12 protein-coding genes are annotated in these 14,410 nt (G+C 59.1%); 6 read left to right on the top strand and 6 right to left on the bottom strand.

Annotation, left to right across the window (positions count from 1 at the left end; genetic code table 11):
* Positions 1-79: 79 nt before the first annotated feature.
* Positions 80-937, bottom strand: a complete 858-nt coding sequence (gene copD / locus IB246_RS28540) for a copper homeostasis membrane protein CopD (protein ID WP_008036773.1) — start codon at positions 935-937, stop codon at positions 80-82.
* 3 nt (positions 938-940) lie between these two features.
* On the bottom strand, positions 941-1,306 hold the full coding sequence (gene copC / locus IB246_RS28535) for a copper homeostasis periplasmic binding protein CopC (protein ID WP_008036774.1): 366 nt from the start codon (positions 1,304-1,306) through the stop codon (positions 941-943).
* Between the two features lie 146 nt (positions 1,307-1,452).
* Between copC and IB246_RS28530 the strand changes: the two genes are divergently transcribed.
* Positions 1,453-2,073 (top strand): TetR/AcrR family transcriptional regulator, encoded by a 621-nt coding sequence (locus IB246_RS28530; protein WP_008024841.1) that lies wholly within the window; start codon positions 1,453-1,455, stop codon positions 2,071-2,073.
* Positions 2,074-2,189: 116 nt separating this feature from the next.
* Here the strand turns inward: IB246_RS28530 and preA are convergent, their stop codons facing one another.
* The 3 genes from preA to hydA all read right to left on the bottom strand — a co-directional run bounded on the left by preA (position 2,190) and on the right by hydA (position 6,432).
* The gene (gene preA, locus IB246_RS28525) at positions 2,190-3,464 is read right to left on the bottom strand and encodes an NAD-dependent dihydropyrimidine dehydrogenase subunit PreA (RefSeq protein WP_008036775.1); all 1,275 of its coding nucleotides are present in this window, start codon (positions 3,462-3,464) and stop codon (positions 2,190-2,192) included.
* Positions 3,465-4,832 (bottom strand): NAD(P)-dependent oxidoreductase, encoded by a 1,368-nt coding sequence (locus IB246_RS28520; protein WP_008036776.1) that lies wholly within the window; start codon positions 4,830-4,832, stop codon positions 3,465-3,467. It lies immediately after the preceding gene.
* A gap of 160 nt (positions 4,833-4,992) precedes the next feature.
* Complete coding sequence (gene hydA, locus IB246_RS28515) at positions 4,993-6,432, bottom strand: dihydropyrimidinase (RefSeq protein ID WP_008036777.1); 1,440 nt, start codon at positions 6,430-6,432, stop codon at positions 4,993-4,995.
* A 552-nt stretch (positions 6,433-6,984) separates the two neighbouring features.
* Between hydA and IB246_RS28510 the strand changes: the two genes are divergently transcribed.
* From IB246_RS28510 to IB246_RS28490, 5 genes are all read left to right on the top strand, one after another.
* The gene (locus tag IB246_RS28510; RefSeq protein ID WP_008036778.1) at positions 6,985-8,469 is read left to right on the top strand and encodes an NCS1 family nucleobase:cation symporter-1; all 1,485 of its coding nucleotides are present in this window, start codon (positions 6,985-6,987) and stop codon (positions 8,467-8,469) included.
* Between the two features lie 140 nt (positions 8,470-8,609).
* Positions 8,610-9,893: a Zn-dependent hydrolase gene (locus IB246_RS28505; protein ID WP_008036779.1), complete on the top strand. Its 1,284-nt coding sequence runs from the start codon at positions 8,610-8,612 to the stop codon at positions 9,891-9,893.
* Between the two features lie 208 nt (positions 9,894-10,101).
* Complete coding sequence (locus IB246_RS28500) at positions 10,102-11,598, top strand: helix-turn-helix transcriptional regulator (RefSeq protein WP_008036782.1); 1,497 nt, start codon at positions 10,102-10,104, stop codon at positions 11,596-11,598.
* A gap of 176 nt (positions 11,599-11,774) precedes the next feature.
* Entirely contained in the window at positions 11,775-12,026 is a 252-nt protein-coding gene (locus tag IB246_RS28495; protein ID WP_008036784.1) for a DUF1652 domain-containing protein, read from the top strand.
* Positions 12,027-12,161: 135 nt separating this feature from the next.
* Positions 12,162-12,878 carry a hypothetical protein gene (locus tag IB246_RS28490; RefSeq protein WP_008036790.1) on the top strand — a complete coding sequence of 239 codons (717 nt, stop codon included), beginning with the start codon at positions 12,162-12,164 and terminating at the stop codon, positions 12,876-12,878.
* A gap of 632 nt (positions 12,879-13,510) precedes the next feature.
* Here IB246_RS28490 and IB246_RS28485 read toward each other — a convergent pair.
* Complete coding sequence (locus IB246_RS28485; protein ID WP_008036792.1) at positions 13,511-14,278, bottom strand: SDR family oxidoreductase; 768 nt, start codon at positions 14,276-14,278, stop codon at positions 13,511-13,513.
* Between the last annotated feature and the right edge of the window lie 132 nt (positions 14,279-14,410).

Here is a 14,410-nt window from a genome sequence, read left to right as displayed (position 1 = left end):
GGCGATCCAGGCACCGCGGTGTATCAGGAAGACCGCGTCGCCTGGATCGCCAGCAAGCCGGCTCCTACAAAAACGGTGTTTATCCGGTAATCATCGGGGGCATGGTGCCCAGGAGGGAGACTGCCGCCACAGCGCCAATGCCCAGCAGCCACTCCATAATCACGCTGGTTTTGAGCGTCGCCATGCGCTGCTCGCAATCCTTGATCCGCTGCCGATTGAACAGCGCCAACCCCAGCATCGCACTCACCAGCAGCACCTTGATCAGCAGAATCAAGGCAAACCCGGACAGCAACGGGGTCGGCCAGAACTGCCCGGTCAACACCCGCACATTGATCAGCCCGGTGATCACCAGTCCTGCCACCAGCGCATAACCGACGCCGCTGAAGCGTTGCAGTATTTCGCGGACAGCATGGCCAGCCGGTTGCCGCAGGATCATCACCAGCAGCAACAACCCACCGAGCCAGGCCCCGACGCAGGTCAGGTGAATGATTTGATTGAGGATCAGCAACTGGCCGCTGAGGCCATCGAGCATCGCGCCGTGACCGACCGGCGCCAACGTCGCCAGCAGCAGGCCGCCGAGGACCAGGCGCAAGGGCAGGCTGGTGTGAAGCGGTGTCAGCAGCACAACCATCAGCAAGCCATTGAGCAGCAGATGCCAGCGCCAGACCTGGCCGAAAAACGTATTGCCCAGCACCAGGCGCAAGGTCGACGGATCGAACGCTGCCTCCCACGCGCCGGCCATGCTGACGGTGATCAGCAGCAGCCAGGCGATGCCGCTGACCAATGCGACCGAGGCGAGCCAGCGGCTGACTCGCGCCAGCGTTTTGTCCAGCAACGCCTCATGACCCAACAGCAGCGGCCTGAATACCCAGACCCCGAACAGCATCAGCACCACGGTGAAATGCAGGAAGCGGCACAGCACCATCGCGCTCGTCATGAATTACTGGCCAACCTTGAAGCTGTAGGCGCCTTCGCTTTTGTGGGTATCGACCGACACCGCATGCCATTCGACTTTGTAGGCGCCCGCCGCCAGTGGCGCAGCCGGGGTCACGACCAGGGTCTTTTTATCGCTGCCTTCGGTGGCCAGGCTTTTCACCTCAACGTTGGCGCCGTCCTTGCTGATCGTGACTTTGGTGAATGCCGCTTCGACACCTTCGGAGAACACCAGGCGCAATTCCGACGGTGCACTGACGGTGCTGTCGGCAGCCGGCGTCTGGCTTTTCAGATGAGCATGGGCAAACACCGACGAAGCGGCGAGCAGCGAGCCGAGCAGGGCGGCAGCGGTCAGGGTTTTCTTGAAAAGCATCGTGGATACCTCAGAGGCAGGTTCGAAGAAGGGCGACAGTTTAACTGCGAGCGCGAGCGGGCGGGTGTACGAAGTTTCGTTTTCCGCTGTCGCCGCGATGTAGGGCGGATGCTAGTCTTGAGCAACGCTGTTGTCAGGGAGCCCTCATGGGCAATCACAAGATCGAGATTCGCCGCAGTAACGTCGAAAAAATTCTGCTCGGGGCCGAAAAGGTCTTCGCCGAAAAAGGTTTCGGCGGCACCGCCATGGCCGACATCGCCGCCGAAGTGCAACTGCCGCGCTCCAATCTGCATTACTACTTCAGCACCAAGACCGAGCTCTACAGCGCCGTGCTGTTCGATTTACTTGAAGTGTGGAAGCAGGATGCGCTGTGCTTCGAGATGTTCGATGACCCACGCGTGGTGCTCAGCAGTTACATCCGCGCCAAGATGAACCACTCACGCAGCCGGCCTTACGGCTCGAAAGTCTGGGCCAACGAAATCATCCACGGCGCGCCGACGCTGGGTGAGAAACTCGACGCCAGCCTGTACGACTGGGCCAAGATGAAAGAAGCGAAAATTCGCCAGTGGGTGGACGACAAACGCATCCTGCCGGTGGAGCCTTCCAGCCTGCTGTACATGATCTGGGCGTCGACTCAGCATTACGCCGACTTTGATCATCAGGTGAATATTCTGAACGATCACCAGCCGCTGTCGGACATGCAGTTCGAGCGGGCGGTGCAGACGGTGACGAGCGTGATATTGCGGGGGATCGGGTTGGAGCCCTGATATCTCGGGTGTTGCTGATGGCCTCTTCGCGGGCAAGCCTCGCTCCTACAGGTACCGCGCTGTACCTGTAGGAGCGAGGCTTGCCCGCGAAGGCGTCAGACCAGACAGCGCATCATTTAAACGGCGACATGGTACGGATTCCTCGGATCATGATTCCAATCCAGAAACGGCTTGCCGTTCTCCATCGGCACCATCTCGATGCAGTCCTGCACCGGGCAAGTGATCTGGCACAAATTGCAGCCCACACACTCCTCATCGATCACTTCATATTTGTGCGTCCCATCCGCCTGCCTGAGGCTGGCCACCGCCTGGTGCGAGGTGTCTTCGCAAGCGATATGGCAGCGACCGCAACCGATACACGCCTCCTGGTCAATTTTCGCGATCACCTGATAGTTGATGTCCAGGTACTTCCAGTCCGTGGTATTGCCCACCGCGCGCCCGGAAAATTCCGACACGCTGGCATAGCCCTGACTGTCCATCCAGCGTGACAAACCGTCCTTCATGTCCTCGACAATCCGGAAACCATGCAGCATCGCCGCCGTGCACACCTGTACCGAGCCGCTGCCCAGCGCGATGAATTCCGCCGCGTCGCGCCAGTTGCCGATGCCGCCAATACCGGAGATCGGCAAGCCTTGAGTCTGCGGGTCGCGTGCAATTTCGGCGACCATGTTCAACGCAATCGGCTTCACCGCCGAGCCGCAATAACCGCCGTGAGTGCTTTGGCTGCCGACGATGGGGTTGGCGACCATGCGTTCCAGGTTAACGCTGGTGATCGAGTTGATCGTGTTGATCAGCGACACCGCATCGGCGCCACCGCGATGGGCCGCGCGGGCGGCGACGCGGATGTCGGTGATGTTCGGCGTGAGCTTGACGATTACCGGCAGCGAGCAATACGTCTTGCACCAGCGGGTGACCTGCTCGACATACTCCGGCACCTGACCGACGGCCGCGCCCATGCCCCGTTCCGGCATGCCGTGAGGGCAGCCGAAGTTCAGCTCGATGCCGTCGGCGCCGGTGGCTTCCACCAGCGGCAGGATGTGTTTCCAGGATTCTTCGACGCAGGGCACCATCAGCGACACGATCAAGGCGCGGTCCGGCCAATCCTTTTTCACCTGGGTGATTTCCCGCAGGTTGATCTCCAGCGAGCGGTCGGTGATCAGCTCGATGTTATTGAAGCCCAGCACTTCACGGTTGGCGCCGAAATGCGCCGAGTAGCGCGACGACACGTTGACCGCCGCCGGGTCTTCACCCAGGGTTTTCCAGACCACGCCACCCCAGCCGGCCTCAAAGGCGCGGACCACGTTGTAGGCCTTGTCAGTCGGCGGCGCAGAGGCCAGCCAGAATGGGTTGGGGGATTTGATGCCGGCGAAGACAATCGAAAGATCGGCCATTTACGCAGCCTCCACGTTAAGCATCAATTGAGCGTTGATCGCCTCGGCAGCCAGCTTGCCGTGCTGCACGGCTTGCACGGTGAGGTCCTGATCGAGGCTGGTGCAGTCGCCGCCGGCATACACGCCGGGGATGCTGGTGCGCAGCTGTTCATCGACGGCAATCCGATCGCCCTGACGCTTGAGTTCACGGGCCAGCGGGTCGCTGAGGGCGCTTGAGTCAAAGGCCTGGCCGATGGCTTTGAAGATCGCATCGGCGACCAGTTCGAAGGTTTCGCCAGTGGTTTGCAGGCGACCTTCTACCAACTGTGTGCGGGCGAAGCGCATGCCGCGCACGTGGCCTTGAGCATCGAGCAACACTTCTTCGGGTTGCGCCCACGTCAGCAAGCGCACCTGATTGGCTTTGGCGATGTCTTGTTCGTGGTGGGTGGCGCCCATGTCCTCGACACCGCGGCGGTACACCAGATTCACGTCATGCGCGCCGAGGCGGGCCATTTGCACGGCCATGTCGATGGCGGTGTTGCCGGCGCCGAGGACGATGCAGTGATCGGCCAAAGGCAGTTGTGTCAGGTCATCGGCCTGGCGTAACTCGCGGATGTACTCGGTGGCGGCGAGCAGGCCGGGTGCGTCCTCGTGATTCAGTCCAAGCTGTTTGCTGGCATTGAGACCGAGGCCGAGGAATACCGCGTCGAATTGTTGATGCAGGTCGCTCAAGGTCAGGTTTTCACCGAGCTTTTGCCCGTGACGGATTTCGATGCCACCGATCTGCAACAGGAAATCCAGCTCCTTCTGTGCGTAATCGTCCACCAATTTGTACTTGGCGATTCCGTACTCGTTGAGGCCGCCAGCCTTTTCCCGTGCTTCGAAAATCACCACGTCATGCCCGTGCATGGCGCTGCGATGAGCGCAGGACAAACCGGCCGGACCGGCCCCTACTACCGCGATGCGTTTGCCGGTTGCGGCGGCGCGCGGGAAGGGGTGTTCGCTAAAGTTCGCGTTGTCCACGGCGTAACGTTGCAAGAGGCCGATCAAGACGGGCGCGCATTCATGGTCGTTGTTGCGCACACACGCTTGCTGGCAGAGGATTTCGGTCGGACAGACCCGGGCGCAACTGCCGCCGAGGATGTTCGCCGAGAGGATTTTCTGCGCCGCGCCTTGCACGTTGTCCTGATGGATATTGCGGATGAACGAGGGAATGTCGATGTCGCTCGGACAGGCATTCACGCACGGCGCGTCGTAGCAATACAGGCAGCGCGAGGCTTCCAGGTGCGCCTGGCGATCGTTGAGTGGCGGCGCCAGATCAGTGAAGTGGCCGGCGAGGGCGGCCGCATTCTCAACGGGATGCGGGAGGTGGGTCAGGGTCTTGATCACGGTGTTGGCCTCACGGTTATTTGAGGTAACTGCCTCTGATGGGCATTGGTTTTTTTTGTTGTCTGGGCGGGCCTCTTCGCGGGCAAGCCTCGCTCCTACGGTGGATCGCATTTCAAACTGTAGGAGCGAGGCTTGCCCGCGAAGGCCGAAGGCCTCGATCTCAGCGTTTCACAGCAACCGGCTGATTCAACTCCGCCCGCTTGCTCAGCAAATCAAACACCGCCGGATACGCCGGCCGTTCGACATAGCGCCCGGCTCCACGCTCGGCGCGCAAATCACCGTCCGCCCAGACCACCCGGCCCTGGCTGATCGTGTGGCTCGGCACACCGCGCACGGTCTTGCCTTCGAAGATGTTGAAGTCGACCTGCTGGTGATGAGTCTTCGCCGAAATCGTGCGCGTGCCCTCGGGATCCCACAGCACCAGATCCGCATCGGCACCCACGCGAATCGCACCTTTACGCGGGTAGAGGTTGAAGATCTTCGCGGTGTTGGTGGAGGTGAGCGCCACAAAGTGCTGCATCGAAAAACGCCCGGTGTTCACTCCTTCATCCCACAACACGGCCATGCGGTCTTCGATACCGGCGGTGCCATTCGGGATCTTGCTGAAGTCGTCACGGCCTGCGGCTTTTTGCTCGGCGCAGAAACAGCAGTGGTCGGTGGCGGTGGTGTGCAGGTTGCCGGACTGCAAGCCATGCCAAAGCGCTTCCTGATGGCCGCGAGGACGGAAGGGCGGGCTCATCACATAACCGGCGGCGGTCTGCCAGTCCGGATGCTGGTAGACGCTGTCATCCAGCAGCAAATGCCCGGCCAGCACTTCACCGTAGACTTGCTGGCCCTTGCTGCGGGCGTAGGTGATTTCGTCGAGGGCCTCCTTGGTCGACACGTGAACCAGGTACAGCGGCGTGCCCAGGGTTTCGGCGATACGAATCGCCCGGCTCGCCGCTTCACCTTCGACTTGCGAAGGGCGCGACAGCGGATGCGCTTCAGGGCCGGTAATGCCTTGGGCCATCAACTTGCGTTGCAGGTGATAAACCAGTTCGCCGTTTTCCGCATGCACGGTCGGCACGGCGCCCAATTCCAGGCAGCGCTCGAAACTCGCTACGAGGGTGTCATCGGCCGCCATGATCGCGTTCTTGTAGGCCATGAAATGCTTGAAACTGTTGACCCCGTGATGGCTGACCAGCTCGGCCATTTCCTCACGGACCTGCTCGCTCCACCAGGTGATCGCCACGTGGAAGCCATAGTCCGACGCTGATTTTTCCGCCCAGCCGCGCCACTGATGAAACGCTTCCATCAACGACTGTTGCGGGTTGGGAATCACGAAGTCGATGATCGACGTGGTGCCACCGGCAAGTCCCGCCGCCGTGCCACTGAAAAAGTCTTCACTGGCCACGGTGCCCATGAAGGGCAGTTGCATGTGCGTGTGTGGGTCGATGCCGCCGGGCATCAGGTATTGGCCGCTGCCGTCGAGCACTTCGGCACCCGCCGGAACATCAAGATTGTCACCGATGGCTTTGATCACGCCGTCGGCGCAATAGACGTCGGCGCGATAACTTTCATCATGGGTAATAACGGTGGCGCCACGGATCAACAGAGACATTCCGAGTTCCTCGCAGGCAATGACTGACTGGTGTCAGTTCTAACTGTTTTATAGGCAGCTGGCGTCAACGGTCGTATTCCTGTCAACGCTGTCAGGATTAGAAGCTAGTATGAGTTCAAGGATTGAGCAAGAATATTTTTTATAAGCATATAACCGTTTTAAGTTTTTGATAAATAATAACTAAATCGATTAATCACCAAAATGGTGAGGCCTCTCACCATTTTGACGCACTTGACAGGTTCCAAAAATAGACGAGATTTCTTATGTGAAATCAGCCGCTTGAGAATGGTCTATGGTTGATGCGCAACTTTGAAAAAAAGATCGACGCACCAGATTGAGTCCTGACGGTTCGGACAACTTGCCTGGCCTTTAGCCTGAGAGAACAGACACGTCGCCGAGTACTCACTGGAGATAGATATAAAACTGATCAACATCAGTTAGTTGCAAAGTTTTTATGGAACTGCCCGATGCGCATTCGGAGTGCCCGGCACGTTTATTGATGCCGCCAGCCCCCGATGAGCAAAAAATAATTCAAAGAACAGTGGAGCGGCCATGCAACAGATCAGATCGCAAGTGACCGAACGCGACGGCTTGTTCGAGCTCGAAGCCGGCAGCGATGTCCTCGACAGTCCCCGATACAACCACGACATGGCACCGACCAAGGTGCGCGAACGAACCTGGAACAAATGGCACATCACCGCGCTGTGGGTCGGCATGGCGATCTGCGTGCCGACCTACACCCTCGGCGGTGTGCTGACCGCCTATTTCGGCCTGACGGTGGGCGAGGCGCTGGTGGCAATTCTGCTCGCCAACATCATCGTGTTGATCCCGCTGACCCTGAATGCGTTTCCCGGCACTAAATACGGCATTCCGTTCCCGGTATTGCTGCGTTCGTCCTTCGGCATCCTCGGTTCCAATATTCCCTGCCTGATCCGTGCGCTGGTGGCGTGTGGCTGGTTCGGCATCCAGACGATGTTCGGCGGGTTGGCGATTCACCTGTTTCTGGGCTCGGTGTTTGAGGGCTGGAAGTCCCTCGGTGGCACCGGTGAAGTCATCGGTTTCATGGTCTTCTGGGCGCTGAACCTGTGGGTGGTGATTCGCGGCGCCGACTCGATCAAATGGCTTGAAACGCTGTCCGCGCCGCTGCTGGTGCTGGTGGGTGTCGGTCTGCTGGTGTGGGCGATGCCGAACGTGTCGATGACCGAGTTGCTGGCGATCCCGGCCAAGCGTCCGGAAGGCGCCAGTGTGGTCAGCTATTTCGCCGCCGGGCTGACCGCGATGGTCGGATTCTGGGCGACGTTGTCGCTGAATATTCCCGACTTCAGCCGCTATGCGAAGAGCCAGAAAGACCAGATTGTCGGGCAGATCATCGGCTTGCCGCTGACCATGTTCCTGTTCGCTTCGCTGGGCGTGGTGATGACTGCCGCGTCGGTGAAACTGGTGGGCGTGACTGTCTCCGATCCCGTGACGTTGATCGGCCATATCCAGAGCCCGGTCTGGGTGGCGCTGGCCATGGCGTTGATCATCATTGCCACGCTGTCCACCAACACCGCGGCCAACATCGTGTCGCCGACCAACGACTTCCAGAACATCGCGCCGAAGGTGATCAACCGCACCAAAGCGGTGTTGCTGACCGGGCTGGTGGGGTTGTTGCTGATGGGCCATGAATTGCTGAAGAAGCTTGGGCTGATTGTCTCGGACCTGAGCCTGGAAACGGTCTATTCGAACTGGCTGCTGGGTTATTCGAGCCTGCTCGGGCCCATCGCCGGGATCATGGTGGTGGACTATTTCCTGATCAAGAAACAGCAACTGGACCTGGCCGGGTTGTATCGCGATGACGTGTACCCGGCGTGGAACTGGTATGGATTTATCGCGTTCGGCGTGCCGGTGGTGCTGACGTTGCTGTCGTTGGGCAGCGATGCGTTCAGCTGGTTTTACAGTTATGGCTGGTTCACTGGCTCGGCGCTGGGCGGGTTGATTTATTACGGGTTGTGCTCGGTGCGGCCAAGCCCGTCTATCGCGAAATCTCCGGTGTGAGGGATGGCCCTATCGCCGGCAAGCCGGCTCCTACAGTTGAAATGCGTCCCCCTGTAGGAGCCGGCTTGCCGGCGATGGCGGCCTCAAATACACCAAAGAATTGCCTGAAAAACCTATAACAACTGCCTGAGGAGATCACCATGAACGCGGCCGTAGACGTTCTGCAATCCACCCATCAGCACATCAACCGCGACCGCCTGTGGCAGTCGCTCATGGACCTGGCCCGGCTTGGCGCCACGGTCAAGGGCGGAGTGTGTCGCCTGGCCCTGACCGACCTCGATCGCCAGGCCCGGGACATTTTCGTCAGGTGGTGCGAGGAGGCTGGGTGCACCGTCAGCATCGACGCCGTCGGCAATATCTTCGCCCGTCGCCCCGGCCGCAACCCGAACCTGCCGCCGGTGATGACCGGCAGCCACATCGACACCCAACCCACCGGCGGCAAGTTCGACGGCTGCTTCGGCGTACTGGCCGGGGTCGAAGTGCTGCGCACCCTCAACGACCTGGGCGTGGAAACCGAAGCGCCGTTGGAAGTGGTGGTCTGGACCAACGAAGAAGGCTCGCGTTTTGCCCCGTGCATGATGGGCTCTGGCGTGTTTGCGGAAAAATTCACCCTCGAAGAAACCCTCGCCAAGGTCGACGCCGAAGGCATTACCGTCGGTGAAGCGCTGAACGCCATCGGCTATGCCGGGCCACGAAAAGTCAGCGGTCACGCGGTCGGCGCGTATTTCGAAGCTCACATCGAGCAAGGCCCGATCCTTGAGGACGAACACAAAACCATCGGTGTGGTGATGGGCGCCCTCGGGCAGAAATGGTTCGACCTGAAACTGCGCGGCGTCGAAGCCCACGCCGGCCCGACCCCGATGCACCTGCGCAAGGATGCACTGGTCGGCGCCGCCGTGATCGTCGGTGCGGTCAACCGCGCCGCCCTCGGCCATCAACCCCACGCGTGTGGCACCGTCGGTTGCCTGCAAGCCTATCCCGGCTCACGCAACGTCATCCCCGGTGAAGTGCGCATGACCCTGGACTTCCGTCACCTGGAACCGGCGAGGCTGGACTCGATGATCGCTGAAGTCCGCGAGGTGATCGAAACCACCTGTGAAGAACACGGCCTGACCTACGAACTGACCCCCACCGCCGACTTCCCGCCGCTGTACTTCGACAAGGGCTGCGTCGAAGCGGTACGCGGTGCGGCGCAAGGGCTCGGCTTGTCGCACATGGACATCGTCAGCGGAGCAGGGCACGACGCAATCTTCCTCGCGGAGCTCGGCCCGGCCGGGATGATCTTCGTCCCGTGCGAAGGCGGCATCAGCCACAACGAAATCGAAAACGCCGCGCCGGATGACCTGGCGGCGGGGTGTGCGGTGTTGTTGCGGGCGATGCTGGCGGCTTCGGCGGCGATTGCCGGGGGGCAGCTCGCGGCATAAACGTCAGAAATTCGCGTAAGCCCATGTAGGAGCGAAGCTTGCTCGCGAAGGCGCCCGTTCAATCGACAGTGATAGTGAAGTCGATGGCCCCTTCGCGAGCACGCTTCGCTCCTACGGATTCGGATGTTTGCCGCACGATCCCTACCCCTCGCGGTCGTAATCTTCACAGAGCGCCACACGTTGGCGCGGCCGCCATTGTGGAGATCCAATGAGCCAGGACGTCCTGACCACCGAAACCAATCGCCGCCAGTTGCAGCAGATCATCGCCGGTTTGTCCGACGGGGTGATTCTGCTGGAGCTCGACCAGACCATTGTGTGGGCCAATGATGCTGCGCTGGCCATGCACGGCGTCAGCCGGATCAGCGAGTTGGGCGCGAACGCCAGGGAATATGCCCGGCGTTTCGCGTTGCGCTATCGCAATAACCACCCGGTGGCGACCGACAATTACCCGATCAACCGGGTTGCCCGGGGCGAGACCTTCAGCGATGTGTTGGTGGAGGTGACGCCGACCGCCGACGAGGAGCGCACCTGGGTCCACAACGTGCGCAGCATGGTCCTGGCCGACAGTGCCGGGGCGCCGGAGTCGCTGGTGTTGATCATGGACGATGTCACCGAGTGGGCCAGCGCCGAGCAGCGTTTTGAAAAGACCTTCAATGCCAACCCGGCCCCGGCGGTGATCTGCCGCCTCAGCGATTTGCGCTACATCAAGGTCAATTCGGGTTTTCTGGACATGACCGGGTATGCCCGCGATCAAGTCATCGGTGTTTCGACCTATGAACTGGACGTCCTTGAAGGCGCCGAAAAGAAAGACCTGGCGATCGAGCGTTTGCGCGAAAACACCACCATTCCCCAAATGCAGGCCGAGCTGAAGTTGGCCGATGGCAGCAGCAAACAGGTCATCGTCGCAGGCCAGCCGCTGGAGCTGAACGACGAAGACTGCATGCTGTTTTCTTTCGTCGACATGGAGCCACGGCACAAGGCTGAAGTTGCCCTGCGCCAGAGCGAGGAACGTTTCGCCAAGGCCTTTCGATTGACCCCGGTGCCCACCCTCGTGTGCGGTGCTGGCGATCAGGTGGTGATCGACGTCAACGAAGCCTTCCTTGATACGCTCGCGTACCCCATCGAAGACGTATTGGGCAAGACCCTCGCGGAGATCGATTTCATCCACGATCAAGGCGACCGCACTCGGCTGTTTGCGGCGCTGGAGAAAACCGGCCGCCTTGATCGCATCGATGTGCGTATCCGAAAAAAAGACGCTCAACTGATCGATTGCGCGATTTGCGCCGACACCGTGAACATTCAGGACAACCCTTGTTATCTGCTGGTGTTGATGGACATTACCGAGCGCAAACGTACCGAGTTGGAGTTGGTGGCGGCCATCGAAGAAGTGATGCAAGACGCGTCCTGGTTCAGCCGTACGCTGATCGAAAAACTCGCCAATGTGAAGAGCGCCAATTCGCCGAAATTGCCCAGTGTGTCGTTTACCGACCTGACGGCCCGGGAGCGCGATGTGCTTGGCCTGATCTGCGAAGGCCTGGCCGACAAGGAAATCGCCGCGCGCCTGAAACTGGCCCCCAATACGGTGCGCAATCACGTATCGACGGTTTACTCCAAACTCGATGTGCACAGTCGCAGCGAGGCGATTGTCTGGGCACGCGAGCGGGGATTGTTTTCCGGTGAGTGGCGATCCAAAGGGCAGCGGTAAGGTGCAAATGCACTAGTTGAGGCAGTGCAAATGGATGTTCTGATCGGGCTCGGCGGTTTTTAGGCTGTAAGGGTGAGATACGAGTCTTCGCGTCCCCCTCGATACAGGAAAAGGAACCGTCACATGGTCACGTTCAGAGCGCACAGGTTTATGCGCCGTCGCCAAGGTGAATCGCAATGATTTCCCTGGCGCAATTACGTCTGCAACTGGAACGCAGTTTTTCGCCGCTGTCCTGTGAGTGCACGCTTACGGGGGATCATTCGCTCACAGTGAAGCTCTATCATCCGGTTTCCGGGCAGGTGGATCTGGTGGTCAGTGGGTTGAGCTTGACAACGCTCGGAGCGCCGGACGCTGTGCAGGCGCTGATCGAAGAACTGCGTTATGAGCTTGAAAGCAATAGTCTGGGTCGACCGAATGCGATCCTGTAGGGGATTATCAAAAGTGAAGGGGGCTATAGCATTTTGTTCTAGTTGAACTGTCATGTTTGACAGTAGCTCTCTTGCCCGATCTTTCTGATAGTGGGCCGTGTCTTTTTAACACGGCGTTATCAGAGGGGTTTCATAATGGAAATCGAAACGAGCCGAAAGTTTTCAGAGCCTGACTCGTGGGAGGGCTCAAAGATATTTGTAGATGGGGTCGAGCATCTGCCGGGTTCGCCGATTGCGCTGAAGGCGCCTGATTCACATGTTTTGAAGATCGTTTCGAACTTGTTGGACGGTAAACAAATCAGGCTGGAGGTGGTCGACGTCGAACTGGCCAATATCGATATAGCCCCGAAGGGTTGGGTGACAGTGAGCGGCGGCATCGCAGAGTTTACAATCACTCCACAATCCATTATCGGAAAAGCCACGTTGATATTGTTCGCGATGGACTTTACTGAGGTTTTGACGTTTCCATGTATTGTCACGCCTCCTCCTCATCCTTGGTATTCGGTTTCTTCAATTTACGTGGAGTCATCGTCTTGGAGCGGATTCGTACCACACGCAGGGCTTGTACCCGGTGTAAAGGCTGGCAGTAGTTTTAAAATTACGTTGAAGCCGGCAGGGGATAGTTTGCTTGGCAAACAGGTGGAGATGAAAACGTTGGATTCATGGCTTCCACCTGTTGTGACGCCGACGGAACCTCAGGTGATGGTAAAAGACGGTATTACCTGGCGTGTTGTCTTCACAACGCCTGCGTTCGTAACGGCAAGGATTTTTTCCCCTGATGTTCCATCGTGGACCGGAATCACCTTCGTACCCTCCGGGTACAAAGTAGGAATAGCTTCTTCTGAAGAGTAGGGCTGCGCATCGGTATCAAGGGGGTTAATACACGCAGAGACTGGAACAACGATTGAGTCGGCATTCCAGGATTACTGCATGGCGTGACCTATCTAATGGTCGTAGGCATTTGCATTGGCGGATTGGGCAAGAAACATCGATGCGGGGTGGCAGAAGCGGTCGAGTGGGCTATAAGCAATAAGTGGGTAAAACTCTGTGACCGGACCGTGAATAGGCGGAAATCCGTTTGTTTCACAGATATCTGACAATCAGTTGCCGCGGGCCTACCTATGAACATTCTTGGGAAATGCACGTTTGCGCCTTTGTCGCTTGCCTTTTGCATAACGATACTCAGCGGTTGCTCCAGTCCACCGCCGCCACCTCCTGCCGCCCCACCTCCGATACCTCAACGCACGTGTGACACGTCTGAAAAAACCGATGTGTTGGGTGACGCAAGGGCTGAAGGGCAGGTGACAAGGGAGACCACTTTGACTCGGTGCGTGACTCAATAGCTCCCTGTACCTGAGTTGTGGGTGAAAATTATCCCGGCTGAAAAGACGTAATTTTACATTTGGGTATGCAAGGCTTACCGCGATGGCGTTCTCGAGATTGCCATCGCCGGCAAGCCGGGCTCCTACAATTGACGGACTTTCTCAGGAAAGAAAACCGCCATCCACATTCAGCGAAACTCCCGTGGTGTAACTCGACGCATCACTCGCCAGATACAACACCGCCCCCGCCATTTCACTCGGATCCGCCACGCGCTTCAGCGGGATCTGCGCCAACGCAGTCTTCAAAATCGCATCATTCTTCACCAGCGCCGACGCAAACTTGGTGTCGGTCAGGCCCGGTAGCAGGGCGTTGCAGCGAATCCCGAACTGCGCACATTCCTTGGCGAACACCTTGGTCATGTTGATCACGGCTGCCTTGGTCACCGAGTAGATGCCCTGGAAAATCCCTGGCGAGATGCCGTTGATCGATGCCACGTTGATGATGCTGCCACCACCGTTGTCGCGCATCAGTTTGCCGGCTTCCACGGACATGAAGAAGTAGCCGCGGATGTTGACGTCGACGGTTTTCTGGAAGGCGCTGAGGTCGGTGTCCAGCACGTTGCAGAACTGTGGGTTGGTCGCGGCGTTGTTGACCAGGATGTCCAGGCGGCCGAACTGTTCGCGGATGCCGGCGAAGACCTGGCTGATTTGTTCCATTTCGCCGATGTGGCACGCGACGGCGGTGGCTTTGCCGCCGGCAGCGATGATGGCGTCGGCGACGTGCTGGCAGCCTTCGAGTTTACGGCTCGAGACGATGACGTGGGCGCCTTGCTGGGCCAGGAGTTTGGCGATGGCTTCACCGATACCGCGGCTGGCGCCGGAGACGAAAGCGATCTTGCCGTCGAGGTCGAACAACTGGGTCTTGGACATGGGAGTTCCTTGTTATAGGCCTGACATTTGTACTGTAGGAGCCAGCGATGCGGCGACCCGACTTGCCGGCGAAGAGCGATTACGCGGTATTACAGATACACCGCAGTGTCCAATTCGCCGGCAAGTCGGGTC

The organism is Pseudomonas sp. PDM01 (genome assembly GCF_014852325.1).
In the GTDB taxonomy this organism is placed as follows: Bacteria; Pseudomonadota; Gammaproteobacteria; order Pseudomonadales; family Pseudomonadaceae; genus Aquipseudomonas; species Aquipseudomonas migulae.
This window is presented reverse-complemented; position numbering and strand designations above follow the sequence as displayed.

Bases quoted from the DNA above. Each gene is read 5' to 3' on its own strand.
- copD (WP_008036773.1), bottom strand. From the start codon at position 937: ATGACGAGCGCGATGGTGCTGTGCCGCTTCCTGCATTTCACCGTGGTG.
- copC (WP_008036774.1), bottom strand. From the start codon at position 1,306: ATGCTTTTCAAGAAAACCCTGACCGCTGCCGCCCTGCTCGGCTCGCTG.
- IB246_RS28530 (WP_008024841.1), top strand. From the start codon at position 1,453: ATGGGCAATCACAAGATCGAGATTCGCCGCAGTAACGTCGAAAAAATT.
- preA (WP_008036775.1), bottom strand. From the start codon at position 3,464: ATGGCCGATCTTTCGATTGTCTTCGCCGGCATCAAATCCCCCAACCCA.
- hydA (WP_008036777.1), bottom strand. From the start codon at position 6,432: ATGTCTCTGTTGATCCGTGGCGCCACCGTTATTACCCATGATGAAAGT.
- IB246_RS28510 (WP_008036778.1), top strand. From the start codon at position 6,985: ATGCAACAGATCAGATCGCAAGTGACCGAACGCGACGGCTTGTTCGAG.
- IB246_RS28505 (WP_008036779.1), top strand. From the start codon at position 8,610: ATGAACGCGGCCGTAGACGTTCTGCAATCCACCCATCAGCACATCAAC.
- IB246_RS28500 (WP_008036782.1), top strand. From the start codon at position 10,102: ATGAGCCAGGACGTCCTGACCACCGAAACCAATCGCCGCCAGTTGCAG.
- IB246_RS28495 (WP_008036784.1), top strand. From the start codon at position 11,775: ATGATTTCCCTGGCGCAATTACGTCTGCAACTGGAACGCAGTTTTTCG.
- IB246_RS28490 (WP_008036790.1), top strand. From the start codon at position 12,162: ATGGAAATCGAAACGAGCCGAAAGTTTTCAGAGCCTGACTCGTGGGAG.
- IB246_RS28485 (WP_008036792.1), bottom strand. From the start codon at position 14,278: ATGTCCAAGACCCAGTTGTTCGACCTCGACGGCAAGATCGCTTTCGTC.